The sequence below is a fragment of the Loigolactobacillus backii genome (assembly GCF_003946275.1).
GTDB lineage: Bacteria > Bacillota > Bacilli > Lactobacillales > Lactobacillaceae > Loigolactobacillus > Loigolactobacillus backii.
The window spans coordinates 16,355-39,152 of the sequence record NZ_RHNQ01000006.1 but is presented as its reverse complement, the minus strand read 5'-3'; the positions used below and the strand labels follow the sequence as shown (position 1 = coordinate 39,152).

Genomic DNA, 22,798 nt, shown 5'->3' with positions numbered 1-22,798 from the left:
CAACTTGGAGGTGACTTTTGTGTTAGAGGTGACAAATTTAAGCAAATCATTTGGTAGTGCCCAAGTTTTAAAACAGGTCAGTTTTAAAGCTCAGGATGGTCAAATATTGGGGTTGATTGGCCAAAATGGTGCTGGTAAATCAACCACTTTTCACAGTATTCTTAATTTCATTCAATTTACTGGCACAATAAGCTGGAATGGTCAGGCACTAACTGAAAAAGACTACAATATCATCGGTTATTTACCGGAAGAGCGTAGTTTGATGCCCAAACTAACGGTTCAGCAACAGATACGTTACTTGGCTCGATTAAAAGGGTACCAGACGGCAGATATCGACCGCCAAATACCAAAGTGGCTAGAACGTTTTGCGGTTAAAGGTGATAAAAAGGATAAGATCAAAAGTTTATCTAAAGGAAATCAACAGAAAATTCAGTTGATTTGTACGTTGCTCCACCAACCTAAGTTAATTATTCTGGATGAACCTTTTAGCGGACTAGATCCAGTCAACGCTGATTTGTTGAAGCAGGCAATTCTAGAGGCCAAGCAAGCAGGTGCGACAATTATTTTTTCCGATCACGATATGAGCAACGTGGAAGATCTTTGCGATCAAGTTTTGATGTTGAAACAGGGCAAGGTGGTACTAACCGGTGATTTACAGGCTGTTCGGGAGCAGTTTGGTCGTAATCGCTTATTCGTTAAGACGGATTGGTCAACAGAAAGGTTAGCGGCGTTACCCCACGTTATTCAGGTAGCACTGACTCGGGCGGGAACTTATCGGTTGACGCTGGATACTGAAAGTGCTGGCCCGGAAATTTTTACGGCGTTAACGCAGGGGCACTATATTCAAACGTTTGATCAACAACCGCCAACTTTAGACGAAATTTTTAGAATGAAAGCAGGTGCCACTGATGACTAAAACAGGAATTGTTGCTGGTGAAACATACGCACGACAGGTTAAGTCGTGGAGCTTCTTGATTCTAGTTTTGTCACCGTTTCTTTTTATATTATTATCGTTTGGGGTTGGTTATTTATCGGCCAGTACTAGCCAAGCTAGGAATACGATTGCAGTGGTTGCCAATGATTCAAACTTACGCCAGGAATTTATTCAAAGCAATACACTTCAGACAACCGGTAAACACGCTACTTTACCAACGGCCAAGCAAGCACTACAACAAAATAAAATTCAGGGTTATTTGGTTTTGAAAACAGAAAACAATCAAATCCAAGTGACATATCATGGTACAAAACAGTTAGAAAGTTCCGCTAAGCAGGCATTGCAGCAATTTGTAATCCAGAAACAACAACATTTGAATCAACAAGCGGCTAATTTAACTAGCCGCCAATTGCACCAGCTAAATCAGTTACCGCAAATTCAAGAAAAAGTTGAAAAAGGTGAATCCACTACTGATCTAGCAAAGTTGGTTTCATTTTGGGTGTTGCTTTTCCTAATGTACTTTATTTTAGTGACGTACACGTCTACAACGGCACAGGAAATTGCTTCCGAGAAGGGTACAAAGATTATGGAAATCATTTTTTCTAGTACTACTGCCCGCAAGTATTTTTACGGAAAGATGTTAGGTGTTTTTGGTGTCATCGTTACTCAGATTGCCATCTATTTAGTTGGTGGATTTGCGCTTTACGGGTTAGCACCCCATTTAGCAATCACCAAAACGCTTTTTCAACAATACCGTGATTTAATTGATCAAGTTTTAAAGAATTTCTTTTCGGTCAATTTACTCTATGTGTTGTTAGGGGTTGTTATTTTCACTATTTTGGCGGCCTTATCTGGTGCACTGGTAACGCGACCAGAAGATGCAACTAAGGCCGCACAACCAGCGCTCTATTTAGTCATGCTGGGTTTCTTTGGGGCGCTAACTCTAAATAAACAGGCAGAGTTGCTAGTGGTTAAAATTCTATCCTACGTGCCCTTTTTATCTTCCTTCTTTATGCCATTACGCGTTATCGATGGCTCAGTTAGTGGCCTGGAGGTGCTAGGCTCCTTAATCATTTTGGTACTTAGCATTGCGGGACTAACTTATTACGTTGGCGGTATTTACTCAGGTTTAATGCTTCAAACGGATAACGTCGGTTTCTGGAAGAGTTTTAAACGAGGAATTCAAATTCGCTAAAAAAGCAGTTGTGGCCATTTAATAGAGTTAGTCGGCCGCAGCAAGACTTTTTTTAAACATTAATAGATCCAAGGTTGGGATACCATTTTCAATGCTAGGCTGTTGGTGCGTTGAAAAGTAGTCGGCTTTAATTGCGTATAGGCGCATCCCCATTTTTTGATAAAAAGCAATATTTTTAAGGCTCGAATTAGCGGTACCAACTAATAATGTTTGGTAACCATGTTGTTGGTAGTAGCTGAAAAAGTGGCGCAAAGTATATTGCCCGAAACCCTGGCCCCGTTTATTGGCAATGATAGCTAAGTTCTTTAGCTCGATTGTGTGGTCGTTTTGGGGAACAAAAAGCGCCACGCCGATTGTTAAATCATCTAATTGTAAAGCAAATAGATCACCTTGATTTAGATAGGTTGTTATAGTTGTTTCGTCCTCGACGGCTAGAATCAAGTAAGGTAAATACCGTTCTTTATTATCAGTAATTAAATTAAAAGCTAACGCCATGATTTTCCCTCTTTTTAAAATGTGTTTAATTTTATGCTACAGTTCTACGGCAGAGGGTGCAAGTTATAGCAAGTTAAATTAAATATAGATATTCAAAGCAAATTAAATTTGTTATTCTAAAACTAATCTGTATGAGGGGAGTGACTTATTTGGCTGATAAAAAAGCGTTAAGCGATTATGAAGTTGATATTCCCCGTGTTGCGGAGTTGTTAGCGGATGAGGAAAGTTTGAAAACTTTTTTTGATGATCTGACGCCAGGCTACCAACGTGAATGGGCCCGTTACATTTACGGTGCAAAGGCTGAAGCGACAAAGAAACGACACATTGCGGATATGCGTAAAATCTTGGCCGCAGGGTATAAATCTAAGCGGGGCTACGGTCAGCGCGCAAAATAAAGTACCAACTAATTTACGCATTCAGGTAACCTAAAAAGCTTCCGGTAAGTCAGCGATATTTCTGACTTACCGGAAGCTTTTTAGTGATCTAACCGTTGAATGTTGGTATCTTTTTAAATGTGCTTTAGTGGAGTGTAGCGCTCATATTTAAATTATATTGCTATTAAAAATAATGCTTGTGCTGCTTGGCTACTTAATTACACGTGAATAAATGTAGTTAGGTTCCATTCCACCTTGGCAGTGGTTGAGCTTTGATTATTGATTAATTTAATCGTTTAGTTAATCCAATTGAGTAGGTTTAATGCTGCGCAACTTAGCGGTGCCTTTAATTAGCCATCAACAATGACAAAGGCGGCCATCACCTACTTGCAACGCAATAACTGGTTGACAGTAACTGCCAGAGACACAAATAACGCTTAAATGTTCCACTGCGCCCCGGAATAGAATCTCACCTGTTCTGGCTTGTTCCCGTTAAGTTTTGGCGTTCTGAAAACTAGCTAATATTTTTAAATATAGTTGCTACGTTGTACTAGGATCAGCTCGGAAAGTCATAATATTAGGTTAATTCGGCTAAGGCCTGGTGGAGTAATGGATCACAGGCGTAAAGGTAGAGTCCGTGAACACCACGTTTCATTAAAACGTTAATTGAGTTTAAAATAATTTTTTGTTGTGTTTGCTGAATCTGTTTTTGATCAGTAAAATCCGCCCGCCGTTTAAAGGCCTCGTGATCCTGGTAGTACTCTGGCCGAATTAAAAGTTGGTTCTTGGCTGGATCAAAGGAAACAGAGGGACCTAAAATAACACCGACGTAGTTTAAATCAAAACCCTGAATGGTGTAAATCGAACCGACTTCATTAATTGTTTCGGGACGTTCGGCCCAAGGAATGATTGGGTCCATATTTTTATCCCACGGCACTTTAAAGTGCTTTGTGGCCACGTAGTAAGTTTTTCCATCTAATTTATAAGGAAAGTCGGCAGTCGCAACTAAGCGGGCCAGATGAGTTTGATGATCACGTTGCTTTAATGTTTGGTAGAGTTGATTGGCATCGGAAAAAATACGAAAATCATAATTAGGATCTTGCGGAAGTGCCAGCAATTTTTGCTGTTTTGCAAAACCATCAATCCAGCGTAAAACACTGGTATTGGCGGCCACACGAAATTGCTGATCAAGGTGGTAAATCTGGTGAGTGTGTGTTCTTAAAATTTGCTGCAACATCTGCTGATTCCAGTAACTTTTCATTTTTAAAACTTGATCAGGATCGAAGACCAAAATAACAACGTGGCTATGCTTAATGATTTCCGTTAATTGATTATTTTGCCGAAATTGATTGTAGCGATCAGGCTTAGTTAATAATAAATGGGCTTCATCTACTAAAGTGATGTCGGCCCTTTCCTGTGACTTTGCCATTTGATTGATAAAGGGAGTTGGTTTAGCAAAATCTTTTTTTCGCAAATAAGGGAAATCTGCCGCAATTTGCTTATAGATTTTTAACATTTCAGGGTGATTTACTAGTAGGTAGTTGTTAGTGCGGTACAAGTAATCTGTTGGTTGGTGACTGGCCTTTTGTAGATCATTGAACAGAGAACTAAGGACAACACTTTTACCAGTGCCAGCATCACCAGTAATTACAAATAGGGCGGTTTTATCATCGTGTAAGTGTTGCTGGCAAAAGGTCAGTGCCTGCTGTTTCAATTGTTGTTGTTTTGGTGATAATGGTTTTAATGGACTTAATTTAGTTGTTGCCTGATTATTGCGAGTTGCTGGTTTCAAAATAACGCGACCTTTCCATAACTGTCAGTTATTTAATGGCAGTTAATAAATTTAAAAAATCGCCTAACAAAGGCGATTAGTGGTATTAAGGGATAAAACGATTAATTTCTTTTTGCAAATTATGTATCTCAAGCATTGTGATGCGCGGAAATATTCTAAAAATAAATGAAGCAAAATTATCATGGTGGTATTTATAGTTCATCTTACCAATAAAACGGCTTGGCTGCTCCGTAGGTTGTTTCTCGAGCACTTCTAAGTCGTAGGTAGCGCCGGGAATTAAATTAATGTAAGTAGTGGCAGTAATGTAGATCGCGTTAGGTGTCGTTTCAGATTTCATCATTGCAATCAGGCTTCCTTTATTCAAATTAGTAGTTCCATCATACAAACATACGTTCCCGATTGTCAAGGGCCATTTTTAATGAAAAATAATGAAAGCAAGTTAGGAAAGGGATTACTGCAAAAAAGATTTAGCACTGCTTATCTTTTTTGCGGCGCGCCTAGTCGATTTAAATTTTTTAAGGTAAAACCAAAGGATTCTGTTTAAAAAACACATTTGGTTCGTCCCAGCCTTATCTGGATTGTTACAAGTATTTAACGTCGGCTTTGGAATCCTGTGAAGTTAAAATTTTAGGGCCGTCTTTAGTAATCGCCAAGGTGTGTTCATACTGCGCCGCCGGGGAACCGTCCGCTGTAACGTAGTAGCGCCAAGTGTCGTGAGGAACGACTTTGGTTGCTAGCTGCCATGATCCAGTCACAATCATTGGCTCGATTGTGATTGTCATTCCTTCACGTAAACGAAGTCCACGACCTGCCTCGCCATAGTGGGGAATTGCGGGTTCTTCGTGGATAGATGGCTGAATCCCATGACCGATGAGGGTTCGAATATCACCAAAGCCATTTTCATCCTCGGCATAAGTTTGAATGGCGTGGCCAATGTCGCCAATGCGATTACCAATCACTGCTTGATCAATCCCGAGGTAAAGGGCCTTTTTAGTCACGCCCATTAATTTTTGAATTTCGGCCGAAACTTTGCCAACGGCGTAGGTCCAGCAGGAATCACTTTGGTAACCATCGTATTCAACACACATATCAACTTTGACAATATCACCATTTTTTAGGTTCAGGCCGCGCCGGGGAATGCCATGGGCAACTTCGCTGTTAACACTAATACAAGTTGCGTATTTGTAACCATCAAAGCCAATTTGTGAAGCCACGGCGCCGTGTGATTCAATATACTGGCGCGCAAATTTTTCAATTTCCCAAGTTGATAGGCCAGGCCTAATTAAGTTACGGAGACCCAAGTGAACACCGGCAAGAATAGCGCCAGATTTACGCATACCTTCAATTTCTCGTGATGATTTTAATGTAATCAAAAAAGTTCCTCCAAATAATTAAGCTTAATTTTAAGCGGTAAATAGCAAATAACACTATTTTAATCCTTTTTAGGTGAAATAACACGCCCGTCGCTACCGAATAACCTGATCCGTAATTTATTAATTGTTAGTCTAATTTTATTTTTTTCACAAGTAAAATATAGGCAGTATTTTGCCTAAAATAAGCGTACTATAAGTTTAGTCATTTTAAAAAGTAGGCAATGATGGATGTGGTTAATTGCTTGAAATAGGCAGGCAGATTAGGGTGAGAGACCATTTTTTCAGTACGCCTTTAAGCAAAATGATCGAATTTACACTGCTTATTCGCTAAAATAATTAGTATAAAATAAAAAAGAAAGAGGTTATCGACAGTGAAATTAATTGAAGTTCCAATCAAGGTTAACGTTAGCTTGCGTAAGATGATTCCGAATACGATTTCGTACCTGTATGGAAACACAGCAATCCGTTATTTTCGTAAGTATACGCTTGGCAATACCAGTGTTTATTATGTCGATAGTTTCCGTCGAATTGACGTTATTCTAACAAACACAACACGTAATATTCGGACGGACGAAATCGATTTTGTAGTGAATCAATTATTAAATGAACAAACACTTGGCGAAGTAACGCGCCTGAGTAAAGAAAAGATTGAGGCCGCGCGGCACCATAAGATCCGTAAAATGAAGGATATTGTGATTGCCGAAGCTAAGCCGCTTGAAAAGGACTAGAAATATGTTTTGTTTATAAATATTTAAAACCGAAAAAAGCAGGCTGGAACAAAGGTCGTTTTGAGTATACTGCGCAATGTAAACTAATCTAATAACCGCACTATGATTATTAAATTTTAGGCACGTGAACCTAGACTTTTGGCGCACGCTTTAGCGTAATGTTCGGAAAAATAGGAGGCTAGGACTTTTGTCCTAGCCTCCTTTTTGTCGTTTATTCTTTTAGTTAACGTTTAAAATCCATAAGAAGATCAGAAAGACAAAGAACAGGCCGTACATTAAAGGGTGGACTTCTTTGCGGCGACCGGCGGCGATCATGGTGATGGGGTACATGATGAAGCCTAAAGCAATACCATCAGAAATACTGTAAGTGAGGGGCATGCCCAACACAATTAGAAATGCTGGAATAGCAATTTCTAATTGTTGCCAATCGATTTGTTTCAATGATTGGGCCATTAATACACCAACGATAATTAATGCTGGCGCCGTTACTTGACTAGTAACAACGGATAAGAGTGGCGAGAAGAAAAGACCAACAATGAAGAGTAAGCCAGTAACTACGGCGGTGAGACCAGAACGACCACCAACTGCAATGCCGGCCGAAGATTCTACGTAAGCTGAAGTTGGTGAAGTTCCAAGCAGGGAACCAACTAACATTGAGGATGAATCGGCCAACAAGGCACGACCAACTCGGGGCATTTTATTGTCCTTCATAAAACCAGCCTGTTCGGCTAATCCGACTAGTGTACCTGCAGTATCAAAGAAGGTTACTAGCAGGAAGGTGAGCACCACGACGACCAGTTGCAATGAATTGATTTCCCCAACGTGGGTTAAAGCAACCATGAAAGTTGGGTGCATGCTTGGTGCGCTGGAGATAATTGCACTGGGTAAATGAATTAAGCCAGTTATTAAGCCGAGCACTGACGTTAAAACCATCCCGATAAAAATGGCACCAGGAACTTTTCGCGTCATCAGAATTGCGGTAACGATTAGGCCGAAAATGGTCAGCCAAGTGGTGCTAACGTTTAGCGAGCCTAAACCAACAACTGTTGATTTGTTGGCGACAATTAGGCCACCATCGTGTAAACCAATGAAGGCAATGAAGAGACCAATACCAGCCGCAATTGCTAATTTAAGATTGTGTGGAATAGCATTAATAATCGCTTCACGCAGTTTAAAGACTGTGATAATCATAAAAATGATTGAAGCAACAAAAACTCCGGCTAGTGCAGTTTGCCAGGGGATTTTCATTCCAATAACGACTGAATAAGTGAAGAAGGCATTGACTCCAAGACCAGGAGCGATTGCGATTGGGTACTTGGCCAAAATTCCCATTAATAAACAACCAAGTGAACTGGCTAGGGCAGTAGCGGTGAATACCGCACCCTTATCCATTCCTGAGGCGCCTAGGACACTAGGATTAACAAATAATATGTAGGCCATTGAAATGAATGTTGTGAAACCTGCAAGTACTTCCCGGCGGACGTTTGTTCCCAATTCATCTAACTTGAAATAATTCGAAATGTATTGCATGCTTAATCTCCCTTTTCACTTGATTAGTTAAGAATAAAGGCGTATTAATAAATATTGTTCGTGTTTAATCGGATGAACAAGTTCTATAATACTATTAAAATGATATATTTCAAGTATTCAAGAACAATTAGCGAAAATGTTTTGTTAAACGTTCAATTTTCATTAAACGACCATAACAATAAAATTAGGGTTGTAAGTTGGCAATAATTGGGAATTCTCTTATACTAAGAGCAATGAAGGATTAAATGGTGAAAATTAAGGTGAAGAAGAGTGAGCAAATGAACAAATTAGATTATCAAGCGCAATCGCAGTGGGCTTATGGTGCGGGAAAACAACAATCACCAATTGCTCTAGAAACGGTACCCCAAAATATTTTGGAGGCCGCCGATTTTTTAGAATGGCAGGGACCTTACTATGTTCAAGATGTCTGTGATAATGGCAATAATTTATTACTACACGGGCAGGGACACGCGCGGCTAGACCAACGTTTATTTCATTTAGTTCAACTGCATTTTCACGCGCCAGCTGAACACACAATTAACGGTGAGTTACGGGCCATGGAATGGCACTTTGTCCACACCGATGCTATTGGTAAAACAGCCGTTGTTGCTGTCAGTGCTGTTATTGGCCGCCCTAATCCGCAATTTGAACAAATCCTTGCGCAATACGAAACTGGCAAATTAACAACGTTTGCAGAAACTATTTTGGTAACCTCGCTCTTACCAACAACAGGCCTGATTTATCATTACGTTGGTTCATTGACGACACCACCATTAATCGAGGGTGTGGAATGGTACGTAGCGGAAAAGCCTTTTACGATTTCACAAGAACAGTTAGAACGCTACCAACAATTTTTTCCAAAAACGAATAACCGAACTTTACAGCCGTTGAATGATCGCCAAGTAATGCAATATGATTTAGGTAGTAACGACTAAATTTTATTTGGAAGTGGGATAAAAACCGGTTTTGGCGCACCTTTTAAAGTGTTTGATTGGGAATGCTTCAAAATGGATTCAAGTTGTGAACTGGCCGGAGAACGCTTATAATACAAAGCATTATTTGGCCACTTAAGCTGCGCTAGGAGAATTAAGGAGGAAATCAGCATGCTAACTGTGTTTGATGTACTAAAAATAATTCGGATCAATCACGATCAGTTGGACACACATCAAGTTGTGATGACACAAAGAGATGGTAAGCCTAATAGTGTTCTAACGGATTTATTGACGGACGTTGTCACTAAGACGCGGATGTTTGTTGATTTAGAGCAAATTCATTCTAGTACCGAATTGATCACAACTTTACGTGAAGTAACGCCATTACCTGAAGAAGTATTAACTGAGTACGACAAAATTTTAGGTCAGCCTGTCGTTACAATTAATTTTGCACCACGAAAAAGCCTCGTTGAATTGGTTTACGATGAATACGCCTATTAAAGCGTGTTTAAATTTTACTTTGGCCCGAAAAAAATGTTGCTGGTCGGTGGAGGGAACGGGACAAGACTCCTAGCCGCGTACTGTTTCCGAGCATTAGTCTAGAACGTGGGCCAAAAGTCTGAATTAGCTTACGTTACGCAGTGAACCCAAAACCGACTTTTGTCCCACTCCTATAAATAAACGTAGTGGCAAGTAAAGTATTAGAAAAATCGACTTTATTTGGCGCTATTTTTGGACAGCAAATGATTAGGATTTTAGTATTAATCCTTGTTAAAATAGGATTTAGATAAAAATGGGCAGAACCTTTCTGGAGGTGATCAGATGTTCGACAGCGTTGGAAAAGCAATTTTTGATCAGGAGCTCGTTTCGCGATCAAGTGATTTTACAATGGGAATTGAAGTCGAAATGCACCGAATTGATGAAAATGGCCGATTGAGTAAGGAACCTTACCCAAATAATCTCGGTGATCAGGCGGAAAATCAATTTATCAAAAATGATTTCGTCCAAACACAGTCAGAAGTTATTACGCCTCCGATTGCGCATTCGGTCTCGGCAATGAATTACCTGTTGGCGTTAAATAATACACTACGTAATGCTTTACAACCGACTGAACTACTGTGGCCGTTGTCAATGCCACCAGTTTTGCCGAAGGATAAGACAAATATTTCAATAGCGGCCACTGAACCTAAAAAGAAAAAATATTTAGAAGCAGTGGCCAAACGTTACGGCTTTACCAATGGACTACCGAGTGGGGTGCACATCAATCTAAGCATTGATCAACGCATTTTTGATATCGTTTATCCAGAAGTTGCGGATCGATTTAAAAATCGAACGGAAGTTGTTAACGCAATATACGTAAAGGTAGCACAACAATTTATGCGTTATCGGTGGTTACTCATTTACTTATTTGGGGCTAGTCCAATTGCTGAGGCTAATTATTTTAGTGCGGATAAGGCTCAGCCGGAACATCCCGTTCGCAGTTTACGTAGCAGTCATTACGGCTTTTATTATGAGTTTGTTGGTGATTATACATCAGTTGCTAAGTACGTTCAGGTAATTACGGACGCTGTCGCTTCGGATCGCTTACTATCTGAAAGCGAATATCATGGTAGCGTTAGGCTAAAAGGGACTGGCAAATTGGCCGATGTGCCTAAAAAGGGCGTTGATTACTTAGAATTGCGAATGTTAGATTTGGATCCAACCACTTCTGTGGGTATCCGAACGGAAACGGTGCGCTTTATTCGTATTTTAATGAGTTACTTCATGATGTCACCAGGAATTGCTACTGGTCAAGTAAATAAAGTTATGAAAAAATCGGCCGAAATGCTTGAAACGGTTGCTTTGGAAATACCAAACGAACCAACAGTTTATCAAGCGCAGGCCCAAGAATTTTTAGATCAATTACAATTGTTTGGTGATCAAGTTCAGTGGGGTCCTGAATACCAGGAAGTTATGGATGTAATGCGGGATCGTTTAGATAACCCGGAGCATACGCCGGCGGCTAACTTAGTTGGGCAAATGCATAACGGCTCTTTGACGGAGTATGCATTAAAAATGGCTCAGCGTTATCAAAAACGAGCGTTACGCAATATTGAGCCATTTAACGGCTTTAAGCAAAAACCAACTTTGGACGAAAGTGAACTACGTCGTGATTTGTTTAAAGGTAATTGGGAACCGCGAAATTAAGGTTAGGTAAATGCGCGGAATCTGATCGTTCTTCCAAATACTCCCTAGTTTAAAGCTAAATAGACAGTAACCATGTGTAAAGTGGTTACTGTCTATTTAGATGCTGTCAATTTTAGGGTAAGTACACTCCCTAAAAATGCTAGTCAGTTAAATAAAGGCGCCGCAAATCTTTAATGTCCTGCCTAGAGAATTTCAATTCATTTTGCAAGTAGTGTTCAGTGTCTCCCGAAAGGGCCTTAATCGTAGCAAAAACTGCATCAAAGTTAGCGTCTTCTACGGTTAATACTTGGTTCATTCGGTTGGTCATATCTTCACTGGCGTTTTTGGCGACAATTTGGTCGATGCTATTGACATTGTCAGTACTAAAAATCATGTTGGTCAGCAAATAATCGCGCTTAATGATTTCCGGCTTAACTTGTAAAGCGGCCAAAACAAGCATGGCACCGGCACCAGTACGATCTTTACCGGCTGCACAGTGGAAGACCACGCTCTTTTTATCGGTTGGTGTGGCCAGCATCGCCGCAAATAATTTACGCCAGGCCAGCTGAGCGTGGGGGTCAACGATCATTTGCTGATAAGTTTGGGAAAAAAAGCCAAAGGACGAATCTGCTAACTCAACATTTAATCCTTGCAAGCTGTTTTGATCGGTAAAAGGGTAAACTGGTGCTGCTTCATAGTTGGTTGTGTCCGGTAAACGATCAGGAAACATGTCAATTTCGCCAGCCGAACGTAAATCAATATCATAGTGTAGACCGTACTGTTTGAGGAAAGCAAGATCCTTAGCTGTAAGGTCCCTTAAACTACCTGATCGTAAAATCTTCTGCCATTTGACCTGGCGCCGGTTGATTGTTTCATAACCACCAAGCTCGCGAAAATTAACGCCACCGTCTAACTGTAAAACACGCTGTTGCTGCATAGCTACACTTCCTTTGCTTTTAATTCATTATAGCCGCTTTTAGAGCAAAGGGCATGTAACTAGCAGTTGATTAAGTGAACTAAATACGCACCAAATTCTTGCGTGCCTAAAGTTGTTGCAGTGGTGAGGTTCTGGGCAAAATCGCTAGTAACGTGTTTAGTTTGAATTGCGGTTGCGATTGCTTGCCGAATTGTAGTCGCAACATCCGTCCAACCAAGGTAGTCAAAGAGCATTGCCCCGGATAATAGCAAGGAACTAGGGTTTAACTTATTTTGCCCGGCAAACTCAGGGGCCGTTCCGTGAGTTGCCTCAAAAACGGCGGTGCCAGTATCGTAGTTAATGTTACCGCCCGGGGCAATACCGATTCCACCAACTTGAGCGGCCAGTGCGTCCGATAAATAATCACCATTTAAATTTAACGTTGCAATGACACTATAATCTTCCGGGTGTAATAAAATTTGTTGTAAAAAGTTATCGGGTAATTTGTCGTTGATAATCACCTTGCCTGTCTTTTTTGCTGTTTTAAGAGCTTCATTTGCTGCTTCTTTTCCCGAAATTTTAGCCAACTTATCGTACTGTTTTTGGGTAAAAACTTGTTCTGGAAAGGCGGACTCGATAGCGGCGTAACCCCAATTTTTAAAGCCACCTTCCGTGTATTTCATAATGTTGCCCTTATGAACTAGCGTCACGGTGGGCAGCTTGTGTGCTAAGGCGTAGTTGACCGCCGCAATAACTAAACGTGCCGTTCCTTCCTGTGATACTGGTTTGATGCCAAATGCCGAGGTTGTTGGAAAGCGAACTTTCGCCAACTCATCATGTGCAGCGAGAAAGGCCTTTAGCTCTTGTGCTGCAGTGGAGTCCGCCTTGAATTCAATACCGGCGTAGATGTCTTCGGTGTTTTCCCGAAAAACTGTCATCGCCACTTTTTCAGGGGTCTTAACCGGTGATGGTGTTCCTGAAAAATAATGAATTGGTCGGACACAGGCAAATAAATCTAAGGTGTGACGAATTTGAACGTTAAGTGAACGAAAGCCTTTACCGATTGGGGTTGTCAGTGGGCCTTTAATGCTGACCAACCCTTTTTTCATTGTGGCCAGTGTTTCTTTTGGTAGGTAATTACCCGTTTTTTGGTAGGCCTTGCCACCCGCAAGGACTTCTTGCCAAACGATCTTTTTTGTTGTGCCGTAATTTTTTCTGACGGCCGTATCAAACACTGGTTGTGCTGCGTGCCAGATTTCGGGACCAATACCGTCTCCTTGAATGAAAGGAATAATTGGATCTTTCGGAACTACTAATTCTTTTGTTGTGGCGTTAAAGGTTAGCCAAGTTGCCATAATAAATCCCCCTAAAATGAGAAAATGATTTTAAAATTAGCTTGTTTTTAATCATATTTTAATGTAACATCTTTTTACATAAGAAACAAGTTTAATTATTAAGGGGTGGTTAAATGTTTCAAACACTTATTTTGGCACTAATACCCATTATTTTTACGTTAGGTTTAGGTTATTTTGCTGCGTGGCGTGGCACTTTTGATGAGCAAGCTAGTAGTATTTTTGTTACGTTGATTATGTCCTACGCGTTACCGCTAAGTGTTTTTTCAGGAATTTGGGGGACACCACGCCAACTTATTATCAAAGATAGATCCGTTGTGCTCTGGTTGTTGTTGGCAATGGTAATTTGTTATCTCATTTTGTTCTTGGGCTATTATTTTATTGGTCATCAATCACGTTCGCTGGCTGCATTACGAGCAATGGCAGTGGCCGATCCCTCAGTTCCCTTTGTTGGTTCGGCGGTCTTACCGTTACTATTTGGCAGTAATTTGAGTGCCATCGATATTGGTATTTGTAGTTTAATTATTAATCTCTTGGCGCTACCGGTGACGATTTACTTATTAGAAAGTGATCAACTTGCAGAGTCACATGAGCAAGGCCTTCTTCGTACATTTAAGAAGCCATTAGTGTGGGCCTCGTTGCTTGGCTTTATTTTGGTTCTGGCTGGTTCAACAATGCCAGCTAGTCTAGCAAACAACTTCACGCTGTTAGGTAAGGCCGCGGGCGGGGTTGCTATCTTTGCGGCCGGAATCGTTTTACAAACTAGAAAAATTCACTTGACCCTACCTGTGATCGGCAATGTTTTTTTGAAAAATATTTTATTTCCACTGATTGTCTGGGGCGTTCTAATCTTATTACAGGTTCCCGTTCAGGCTCGACGACTAGTGGTAGTGACGCTGGCAATCCCAATGGCAACCATGCCAACCGTTTTGGCCATTCAATACCAAGTTGCTGCATCAGAAATGGCCTCAACACAGTTTTTAAGCACGGTTGTTTCCTTTGTGACGATGGGATTTTTCATGATTGCAGTTTAAAAATAAAAAAATACGACCTAAGCTTAACGCTATAAAAATTCCACTTCTTTTGAAATCAGATTTATAGCGTTGATTTTGTCGTATTTTTATATTTAAGCCAATTTTTTTAGCAATTCATCTAGATGATTGATTACTTGGATTGATGAGCGATTTTTAGGCATTTCCTGTGAATTACGATTAAGCCAAATCGTTTGCCAATTTTCTGGTAGAGTTGGTAAATAGTTACCCGTTATATGAATATGATCGGCTGCACCAACACCTAATTGTTGCAGTTGCCTCGTTACCTGATCGAAGAACGCTGCCTGAGGTTGGTAACAGTGCAGATTTTCAGCTAACCAGAATTGATCAAAGGAAACCTTAAAGTTTGCCAAATTATGCTCTAGAATTGGGCGCGGTAAATTGGATAAAAGTCCTAACTGGTAACCATTTTCTTTAAGTTGCGTTAAGGTCTTAGAAACCTCGCGGAAACTTGGTAAATTATGGTAAACTTTCATTAAATCAGTGACGTGTGTCGTTAAGTTGTTAACCTCAAATACGGTTTCGCAGGCTTTCAAGGCCTGGCGAACTATTTCTGAATAGGGGATAAACGTTGTCCGCATTAATAATTGATATTCATTTTGAAGATAGACTTTTTCTAATTCCTTGGAACTTTTACCACTTAAAACAGCGAGATCACCAATTGCTGCGTAAAAGGGGTCCGTATTAATGAGTACATCCTGGTCGGTAAAGGTAATTATTTTTGCCATATTCGGTTAAACTCCTTTTTTTGTAAGCAAGAGTGCGTTAAAAAATGCCTGTATTCAAACATTATAACGTAGTCGGTGCTAATCATTGGTTATTGCCGCATGGAATTGGGTACTTTTTCCGCCACGCTTCAAACTAATTCTAGCGCGTGGGTTAGAGGTCGTAAAGTTGGGCCATCAGTTGGGCAATTTAATCCGACCAACGACTGATGTTCTAGCGCCGACCAACGCATAGAATGAAAAAGCTTTGTAAATAAGCGAATTACATAAAAAATGAAAAAGGAGGCCGTATTGTGAGCTTTTTAGAATTAAAGGATGTCCACAAGGCCTATCAATTAGCGGATAAAACTAAGTTTCCAGTTTTAAAGGGAATCAATTTAAGTTTTGAACGCGGAGAATTTGTTTCAATTCTTGGTGAATCTGGGGGTGGGAAGACCACCCTAATGAATATTATTGGTGGTTTAGACCACCAATACACCGGGGATGTTTTGGTTAATGGAAAGTCAACTAGAACCATGTCGGAGAAAGAGTTGGATAATTACCGCCGCCAAACAATCGGTTTTGTTTTCCAAAACTTTAATTTGATCAGTCATTTATCAATTTTAGATAACGTGATGGTCAGCCTGGAAATGACCAAGTTAACGCACAAAGAGCAAGTGCAAACGGCGACTGATCTGTTAAAACGAGTCGGTTTAGGTGAGCACATCAAAAAATACCCTAATCAATTATCAGGGGGTCAAAAACAGCGAGTGGCGATTGCCCGTGCTTTAGCCAGTGATCCGGATATCATTATTGCTGATGAGCCAACGGGGGCACTTGATTCAGGCAATTCACACGAAATCATGGATTTGCTAAATGGAATTGCCACGGACGGCAAGCTCGTTATTTGTGTGACGCACTCGCAAGAAGTTGCCAATTACGGAACGCGAATTGTTCACATGGTTGATGGATTAATCGACCAGGATCAACATTTAAAGGACGCGTTTCCTGTAAAGGGGACTAAAGCAAGCACGGCCACGCACCATTTGAGCTTTCGGGCTAACTTCAATATGGCGATGAAGCATATGCGCTATAATTTAAAACGTAATGTTTTGATTGTGTTTGGTGGTGCCATCGGAATTCTGAGTGTGCTGTTAATGCTATCGTTGGGACGTGGTGTTCAAGGCTACATGAACCACGAAATCTCCGGGCAAATTAATCCCCAAAGTATCCAGGTAACGCAAAAGACTAAGTCAACGGACCCTAATTCGGTTAAGATGACGCAAACTGATTACGCAAAAATGACAAAGATGGCCAATGTTTCTTCAGTTGAACGTGGTTTCTTTGCCCAGGGTGCTCAAGTTCAGTATGCTGGTAAAACTGATTCAATTTCGCTTTTCCAAACTTATAATAAAACGATCTTGGATAAGAGTTTGTCAATTGGCCACCAACCAACTGGATTAAATGAAGTAACAATTACTAAAGATCTGGCCAAAAAGTACGATAAGGCCGACTATAAAAAAATGGTGGGTAAGAAGATTACTTTCTTTGTTAATACCTACGATGCACAAAAGAAGCCAATTGTTTTATCCCGCCAAGTAACTGTTAGCGGAATTACAACTGGCCAAAGTGGTGCGACAATTAGTTACAATACATTGCAAGCTATGTTTAAAGAAAAGAATTTAACGCTAAAGCCTAATTTCTTAACGGTTAACGTTAAGGGATTGACTAACGTTAAGCCGGTTCAGGATAAAATTAAAGCGGATAAATATCAGATTACCGGTGCTGGGGCCATTTTAGATTCAGTTAATACGTACGTTAAGCTGGCCTTCTACGTGTTAGCCGGAATTGCTGGTATCTCGCTGTTGGTATCTGCGATTATGATCATTGTGGTCCTTTACATCAGTGTTTCTGAGCGGACCAAGGAAATTGGCATTTTGCGGGCATTAGGTGTTCGCAAGACCGATATCCGGACCCTTTTCTTCGCGGAGTCGTTTTTGATTGGGTTGTTTTCAAGTATTATTGGGGTGATCGTGGTGTGGTTGGCACAACTTGGTATCAACCACGCAACGGAAAGCTTCATCCACTATAATATTATTCAGTTAACACCTGGTTACATTGCTTTTGGGATCATTGTTAGTGTTGTGATCAGTATCTTAGCGGCAATCGCACCGGCCGGCAACGCAGCAAAATTAGACCCAGTTGAGGCCTTATCCCACGATTAAATTAGTACCAATATAATCATTTGAAACTAGAAACAGTAAGAGGCTAGGATAAAAGTCCTGGCCTCTTACTGTTTCTAAATGCTGCTATAGTACGTGTGCCAACAGTCCGGGTTCACGTACCTAACTACAGCTAATCCAATAATCATGGTACGGTTGTTGGATTGGCTTATGCTACGCAGTAAATCTAGAATCGCCTTTTGGCCCACCCCTGCCTATTTATTTTGCGCCGCTGTGATTATAATGATTTCCCCAAGTGGCCATTGCTTCAATCACTGGTTGTAGCGTTGCACCTAAAGGAGTCAAACGATAGTAAATATTTTTGCTAGGTGTTTCTTGAATAACTATTCGATTGATTAGCCTATCTTTCTGTAATTCTTTTAGTTGTAACGCCAACATTCGCCGCCCAATACTGGGAATAGCCCTTAATAACTCACCAAAATGAGTTGCGTCTTGATAAATTAGATGATAAAGAATAACCCCTTTCCATTTACCGGCAATAAACTGTAAGGTTGAAGCAACTGGACACCCAGGAGCGCAATCGTAAATTTGTTGTTTCATAGTTAGCTTTAAAACTCCTTTTACGGGTACAATTAGAGTAGTATCAAAAATTACCCTTATTGTATTCCTTATTTTTTGTTAGTACAATTGAGCCATAAATAATGAAGAGAGGTTGAATTTAATGACAAAAATGAAAGCAGTTGGTTATTACAAAGGTTTACCGATTACTGATTCCGCCAGTTTTCAAGACGTATTGGTTGAAAAACCGCAACCGCAGGCTAATGATTTATTGGTTAAAGTGCTTGCTGTCTCGGTTAATCCTGTGGATACTAAAATTCGGCAGAGCACGCCAGAACAGACCCAGGTTAAGATTATTGGTTATGATGCTGTCGCCGAAGTCGTGGCAGTTGGTACTGCCGTAGAGGATTATCAGGTTGGTCAGCGCGTTTACTATGCTGGAACAACTCAGCGACCTGGTAGTGATGCTGAATTTCAGTTAATTGATGCCCGTTTAGTGGCGTTAGCACCGGAGAAGTTAACTGTTAGTCAGGCCGCAGCGTTACCTTTAACAGCCCTGACGGCCTACGAGTTACTTTTTGAAAAAATGGGCCTAATCCCGGCTAAGAACGCAAATAATGGTAAAAGCCTATTGGTTATTAATGGTGCTGGTGGGGTTGGTTCATTGGCAATTCAATTGGCAAAGTGGGCTGGTCTAACCGTCATCGCAACCGCCAGCCCTAAAAACCATGCTTGGTTAAAGGAGTTAGGGGCTGACTATGCAGTTGATTACCATCAAGATCTACAGCAACAAATCACTGCTTTAGGTTTTGATCTACTCGATAATATTGTTATTTTACATTCTACGGCACGTTATTTTGATTTGGCCGCCGATTTAGTGGGACCTTTTGGCCACGTAGGTTCAATTGTCGGGACAACTGAAAAGCTTGATTTGGCTAGGCTAAAGAATAAAGCGGCCAGTTTTGATTGGGAGTATATGTTTGCCAAATCTGACTATAATTATCAATTGGCCTCACAAGGCGCCATCTTGAAACAGATCTCAAAATTGTTAGATCAAGGCGTGTTGCGGACAACACTAACTCAAACAATCACTACGGGTATCAACGCAACTACCATGAAAAAGGCGCACGCAATCGTTGAAGCAAATGCAATGGTAGGAAAATTAGTTGTTACAGGACCATTTAACGGTTAACTTAAAAAAGATTGGATGTTTTTCTAAAAGGCACGTGAAGCCGAACTTTTGGTGCACGTTCAGAGTAACGCTCGAGAACAGCAGGAGGCCAGGATTTTTGTCCTGACCTCCTCTTTTTGATTAATATAATAGATTAATTATCGAAAACTTTTCAATCCATAAAATTTTCATGCAAATTCAGTAGTGCCCCGTGGTATACTAATTACTTGTGTGCAACATTCAAGTGCATAAACTTACATATACCTGAGGAGGAGAAGTTGTGGTTCATCAGTTGTTAGCAGAGTTCATGGGTACGGCACTCATGATTATTTTTGGTGTCGGCGTTCATTGTAGTGAAGTTTTGAAGGGAACCAAGTATCGTGGTTCAGGACATATTTTTGCGATTACTACTTGGGGATTTGGTATTACAATTTCATTATTTATTTTCGGAAATGTTTGTATTAATCCGGCAATGGTATTAGCACAATGTCTATTGGGTAACCTCAAGTGGTCGCTATTTTTACCGTATTCAATCGCCGAGGTCCTCGGTGGTGTTGTCGGTGCGGTAATTGTTTGGATTATGTATGCTGATCACTTTAAGGCCTCAGAAGATGAAATTTCACCAATTACGATTCGTAATTTATTTGCAACGGCGCCTGCTGTCCGCAATCTACCCCGTAACTTCTTCGTGGAATTTTTTGATACATTTTTATTTATTTCTGGTATTTTGGCCATTTCACAAATTAAAACGCCGGGAATTGTACCGATTGGTGTTGGTTTGCTGGTTTGGGCGATTGGTATGGGCTTAGGCGGACCAACAGGATTCGCCATGAATCTGGCTCGTGACATGGGTCCCCGAATTGCCCACGCAATACTACCAATTAAAAATAAGGCGGATAGCGATTGGCAGTACGGTATTTTAGTTCCAGGGATTGCGCCTTTTGTTGGAGCTGCCTGTGCTGCGTTATTTATGCACGGATTTTTCCATATTGTTTAATAACCGGATAATTTTAAAGTGAAACTGGTGTGGTGACGATAGTGAGTAGAATTGAAGTACGAGTGGCGACAAAAGGGGATTTGCCAGTGATGGCACAAATCTATTTGGAAGATCGCCAACGTTATTTTAGTTGGGTACTTAATCCACAATTAACGGATTTAGTGGCAGAAACGAAACGTGAACGATTAATTGTTGCGCTAATTGATGATCAAGTGGTTGGTTTTGCGGCCTTATATGAGCTCATCAGTTTTGTGCATCTTTTATTTGTGGCGCCGCAATCTCAACAGCAAGGCGTTGGATTAGTTTTAATTAAAGCACTCAGACGGATGGCACGTGAACCGCTGACACTTAAATGTGTCCAGCGTAATAGTTCTGCATTAGCTTTTTACCAGCAAATTGGTTTTGTGATCACTAAGGATAATCAATATGCGACACCACCGAACTTCACCTTAAAACTAGTTCATCCTGATTGGAATTAGCCAGTAATATTTAAACACTTTTTTGTTAAACGCTTATCAAATTAAAAAATAATTGAATATTTTGAAACGTGAATGATCGGCTATCTTGCTGTGTGGTATAACTTTAAATCGTACATTAAAGATAGACGATTAGCTCACGTTTTTTTGTGGAAAGGATTTGCCGGAATTCCTTGCGTCCGTAGTAATTTTACGTTACAGTAGACAGAGTACGTGAAACATTAAATGTTTCACGAAGCTTAGGAAAAGGTGGATGTAAATGACTCCAACAGCATTTAAAGCTGCATTGGCTGAACACGATATTCAGCTGAGTGACCAACAAATGGCTCAGTTTGCAACTTATTTTAAATTATTGGTTGCAACTAACGAAAAGATGAATTTAACTAGTATTACCGATGAAGCAGGGGTTTATTTAAAACATTTCTATGACTCACTAACACCAAGTTTTTACGTAGAATCATTGCGCCACGAAGCATTAACAATCTGTGATGTTGGTGCCGGTGCTGGCTTTCCATCGTTACCCTTGAAAATTGCTTTTCCACAATTGAAGATCACAATTGTAGATTCACTGAATAAACGAATTAAATTTTTAAATGAGCTTGCTGCCGCGCTTAATTTAAGTGACGTTGCTTTTTATCATGATCGGGCAGAGCTTTTTGGTAGCAAGCGTAGTGAGCACCGCGAAAGCTTTGACTTGGTCACTGCACGGGCAGTAGCTAGGTTAAACGTTTTAAGCGAGCTCTGTTTACCGCTTGTTAAAAAGGGGGGCCAATTTATCGCCTTGAAAGGCCAGTTACCTGCTGCCGAATTAACCGAGGCCAAATACGCAATTCATTTGTTAGGTGGTAATCTAGCAACTAACGAGGCCTTTGAGCTACCTGATAATGGTGGCGCGCGGCAGTTATTGACTATTGTTAAGCGCCGCCAAACACCTAAGCGCTATCCAAGGCGGGCAGGTGTCCCCAATAAGGAGCCGCTAGTTGAGAAACCACTGAATTAAATCACAAAAATGAAGGAGTATTAATCATGGCGCTTTCGTCATTTTTTGGCAATAATCACCATAAAACTGAAGTTACCAATAAAGTTGTCTTAATTCCAACTGCACAAATTGTCCCTAATCGATTTCAACCACGTCAAGTTTTCAACGCCGCTAAAATTTCTGAATTGGCGGACACAATTCGGCAACATGGATTACTACAACCGATTGTTTTACGTAAATACCATCAAGATCACTATGAAATTGTCGCCGGTGAACGTCGTTTTCGGGCAATTGCTGAATTAGGCTGGGAAAAAGTGTCGGCAATTGTTACGCCCCTTGACGATCAAGAGACTGCATCAATGGCCCTGATTGAAAATTTACAACGGGAAGAATTAACGGTTATTGAAGAGGCGCGGGCTTACCAAAAGCTAATGACGTTGAATGAACTCACCCAGGAAGCGCTGGCAAGGCGAATCGGTAAGAGTCAATCGTTTGTCGCAAATAAATTACGTTTGTTAAAATTGGCACAGCCAGTTCAAGATGCGTTGCTGGCCCAAGAAATAACTGAACGGCACGGTCGTAGTTTGTTATCCTTGAATACAAGGTTTCAAATAAAAATGCTAGCTAAAATTAAAACTGAACACTTAACCGTTAAACAAACAGATGAACTAATCAAAACCGTTTTACAGACGGCAAAATTACCTAAACAAACTGGTAGTACAAAACAAGCAAAGAAGCCGCTGACTAAGCGGCAAACTAAGTCTGCGATTGCGGCAATTAGGCGGTCCCTACAGTATTATCAGGACGCTGGGATGGCCGTTAAGGAAAATGAAGAGAATTTGGCGGATGTGTACCGAATTACAATTGAGTTGCCAAAAAAATAGTTGAAAG

Annotated in this window: 23 protein-coding genes; 14 read left to right on the top strand and 9 right to left on the bottom strand. The window is 40.6% G+C overall.

Annotation, left to right across the window (positions count from 1 at the left end; genetic code table 11):
• Positions 1 to 19: 19 nt before the first annotated feature.
• Together EKM61_RS02310 and EKM61_RS02305 are read left to right on the top strand one after the other, a co-directional pair.
• Positions 20 to 916, top strand: coding sequence for an ABC transporter ATP-binding protein (locus tag EKM61_RS02310; protein ID WP_068225800.1), 897 nt, complete (start codon positions 20 to 22; stop codon positions 914 to 916).
• On the top strand, positions 909 to 2,129 hold the full coding sequence (locus EKM61_RS02305) for an ABC transporter permease (protein WP_068279115.1): 1,221 nt from the start codon (positions 909 to 911) through the stop codon (positions 2,127 to 2,129). Before EKM61_RS02310 ends, EKM61_RS02305 begins: the two co-directional genes overlap by 8 nt.
• A 27-nt stretch (positions 2,130 to 2,156) precedes the next feature.
• Here EKM61_RS02305 and EKM61_RS02300 read toward each other — a convergent pair whose 3' ends face one another.
• A complete protein-coding gene (locus EKM61_RS02300) occupies positions 2,157 to 2,624 on the bottom strand; it encodes a GNAT family N-acetyltransferase (RefSeq protein ID WP_068225798.1) in 468 nt (155 codons plus the stop codon).
• A gap of 149 nt (positions 2,625 to 2,773) precedes the next feature.
• Here EKM61_RS02300 and EKM61_RS02295 point away from each other — a divergent pair, with 149 nt between their 5' ends.
• On the top strand, positions 2,774 to 3,019 hold the full coding sequence (locus tag EKM61_RS02295; protein WP_082918535.1) for a YdeI/OmpD-associated family protein: 246 nt from the start codon (positions 2,774 to 2,776) through the stop codon (positions 3,017 to 3,019).
• Positions 3,020 to 3,575: 556 nt separating this feature from the next.
• Here the strand turns inward: EKM61_RS02295 and EKM61_RS02290 are convergent.
• The 3 genes from EKM61_RS02290 to map all read right to left on the bottom strand — a co-directional run bounded on the left by EKM61_RS02290 (position 3,576) and on the right by map (position 6,163).
• Positions 3,576 to 4,790, bottom strand: a complete 1,215-nt coding sequence (locus EKM61_RS02290; RefSeq protein WP_068225796.1) for a DUF2075 domain-containing protein — start codon at positions 4,788 to 4,790, stop codon at positions 3,576 to 3,578.
• Positions 4,791 to 4,875: 85 nt separating this feature from the next.
• Positions 4,876 to 5,130, bottom strand: coding sequence for a hypothetical protein (locus EKM61_RS02285; protein ID WP_068225795.1), 255 nt, complete (start codon positions 5,128 to 5,130; stop codon positions 4,876 to 4,878).
• A gap of 241 nt (positions 5,131 to 5,371) precedes the next feature.
• Positions 5,372 to 6,163 carry a type I methionyl aminopeptidase gene (gene map, locus EKM61_RS02280; RefSeq protein ID WP_068225794.1) on the bottom strand — a complete coding sequence of 264 codons (792 nt, stop codon included), beginning with the start codon at positions 6,161 to 6,163 and terminating at the stop codon, positions 5,372 to 5,374.
• A gap of 371 nt (positions 6,164 to 6,534) precedes the next feature.
• On the opposite strand from map, the gene EKM61_RS02275 reads away from it, so the two are divergent.
• A complete protein-coding gene (locus EKM61_RS02275) occupies positions 6,535 to 6,891 on the top strand; it encodes a DUF1827 family protein (protein ID WP_068225793.1) in 357 nt (118 codons plus the stop codon).
• Between the two features lie 219 nt (positions 6,892 to 7,110).
• On the opposite strand, the gene EKM61_RS02270 is transcribed toward EKM61_RS02275, so the two are convergent.
• Complete coding sequence (locus EKM61_RS02270) at positions 7,111 to 8,421, bottom strand: NCS2 family permease (protein ID WP_068225792.1); 1,311 nt, start codon at positions 8,419 to 8,421, stop codon at positions 7,111 to 7,113.
• A 245-nt stretch (positions 8,422 to 8,666) separates the two neighbouring features.
• On the opposite strand from EKM61_RS02270, the gene EKM61_RS02265 reads away from it, so the two are divergent.
• The 3 genes from EKM61_RS02265 (at position 8,667) to EKM61_RS02255 (ending at position 11,540) form a co-directional block, all read left to right on the top strand.
• Positions 8,667 to 9,356 (top strand): carbonic anhydrase family protein, encoded by a 690-nt coding sequence (locus EKM61_RS02265; protein WP_225359725.1) that lies wholly within the window; start codon positions 8,667 to 8,669, stop codon positions 9,354 to 9,356.
• 168 nt (positions 9,357 to 9,524) lie between these two features.
• Positions 9,525 to 9,854: a hypothetical protein gene (locus EKM61_RS02260; protein ID WP_068225791.1), complete on the top strand. Its 330-nt coding sequence runs from the start codon at positions 9,525 to 9,527 to the stop codon at positions 9,852 to 9,854.
• A gap of 321 nt (positions 9,855 to 10,175) precedes the next feature.
• Positions 10,176 to 11,540 carry a glutamate--cysteine ligase gene (locus tag EKM61_RS02255; RefSeq protein ID WP_068225790.1) on the top strand — a complete coding sequence of 455 codons (1,365 nt, stop codon included), beginning with the start codon at positions 10,176 to 10,178 and terminating at the stop codon, positions 11,538 to 11,540.
• 139 nt (positions 11,541 to 11,679) lie between these two features.
• Here EKM61_RS02255 and EKM61_RS02250 read toward each other — a convergent pair whose 3' ends face one another.
• Both EKM61_RS02250 and icd read right to left on the bottom strand, forming a co-directional pair.
• Entirely contained in the window at positions 11,680 to 12,456 is a 777-nt protein-coding gene (locus EKM61_RS02250) for a tyrosine-protein phosphatase (protein WP_068225789.1), read from the bottom strand.
• 59 nt (positions 12,457 to 12,515) lie between these two features.
• Entirely contained in the window at positions 12,516 to 13,790 is a 1,275-nt protein-coding gene (icd, locus tag EKM61_RS02245; protein ID WP_068225788.1) for an NADP-dependent isocitrate dehydrogenase, read from the bottom strand.
• A 113-nt stretch (positions 13,791 to 13,903) separates the two neighbouring features.
• Between icd and EKM61_RS02240 the strand changes: the two genes are divergently transcribed.
• On the top strand, positions 13,904 to 14,821 hold the full coding sequence (locus EKM61_RS02240) for an AEC family transporter (RefSeq protein WP_068225787.1): 918 nt from the start codon (positions 13,904 to 13,906) through the stop codon (positions 14,819 to 14,821).
• A gap of 92 nt (positions 14,822 to 14,913) precedes the next feature.
• Here EKM61_RS02240 and EKM61_RS02235 read toward each other — a convergent pair whose 3' ends face one another.
• Positions 14,914 to 15,567, bottom strand: coding sequence for an HAD hydrolase-like protein (locus EKM61_RS02235; RefSeq protein WP_068225786.1), 654 nt, complete (start codon positions 15,565 to 15,567; stop codon positions 14,914 to 14,916).
• Positions 15,568 to 15,857: 290 nt separating this feature from the next.
• Here EKM61_RS02235 and EKM61_RS02230 point away from each other — a divergent pair, with 290 nt between their 5' ends.
• Entirely contained in the window at positions 15,858 to 17,768 is a 1,911-nt protein-coding gene (locus EKM61_RS02230) for an ABC transporter ATP-binding protein/permease (RefSeq protein WP_068225785.1), read from the top strand.
• 216 nt (positions 17,769 to 17,984) lie between these two features.
• Here EKM61_RS02230 and EKM61_RS02225 read toward each other — a convergent pair whose 3' ends face one another.
• A complete protein-coding gene (locus tag EKM61_RS02225; RefSeq protein ID WP_068225784.1) occupies positions 17,985 to 18,326 on the bottom strand; it encodes a winged helix-turn-helix transcriptional regulator in 342 nt (113 codons plus the stop codon).
• Between the two features lie 130 nt (positions 18,327 to 18,456).
• Here EKM61_RS02225 and EKM61_RS02220 point away from each other — a divergent pair, with 130 nt between their 5' ends.
• The 5 genes from EKM61_RS02220 (at position 18,457) to noc (ending at position 22,791) form a co-directional block, all read left to right on the top strand.
• A complete protein-coding gene (locus EKM61_RS02220) occupies positions 18,457 to 19,476 on the top strand; it encodes a zinc-binding alcohol dehydrogenase family protein (RefSeq protein ID WP_082918584.1) in 1,020 nt (339 codons plus the stop codon).
• A gap of 259 nt (positions 19,477 to 19,735) precedes the next feature.
• The gene (larD, locus tag EKM61_RS02215; protein WP_068225782.1) at positions 19,736 to 20,452 is read left to right on the top strand and encodes a D/L-lactic acid transporter LarD; all 717 of its coding nucleotides are present in this window, start codon (positions 19,736 to 19,738) and stop codon (positions 20,450 to 20,452) included.
• A gap of 41 nt (positions 20,453 to 20,493) precedes the next feature.
• A complete protein-coding gene (locus EKM61_RS02210; protein WP_225359726.1) occupies positions 20,494 to 20,931 on the top strand; it encodes a GNAT family N-acetyltransferase in 438 nt (145 codons plus the stop codon).
• A 256-nt stretch (positions 20,932 to 21,187) separates the two neighbouring features.
• Positions 21,188 to 21,928, top strand: coding sequence for a 16S rRNA (guanine(527)-N(7))-methyltransferase RsmG (rsmG, locus tag EKM61_RS02205; protein ID WP_068279106.1), 741 nt, complete (start codon positions 21,188 to 21,190; stop codon positions 21,926 to 21,928).
• Between the two features lie 26 nt (positions 21,929 to 21,954).
• On the top strand, positions 21,955 to 22,791 hold the full coding sequence (gene noc, locus EKM61_RS02200; RefSeq protein WP_068225780.1) for a nucleoid occlusion protein: 837 nt from the start codon (positions 21,955 to 21,957) through the stop codon (positions 22,789 to 22,791).
• Positions 22,792 to 22,798: the final 7 nt, after the last annotated feature.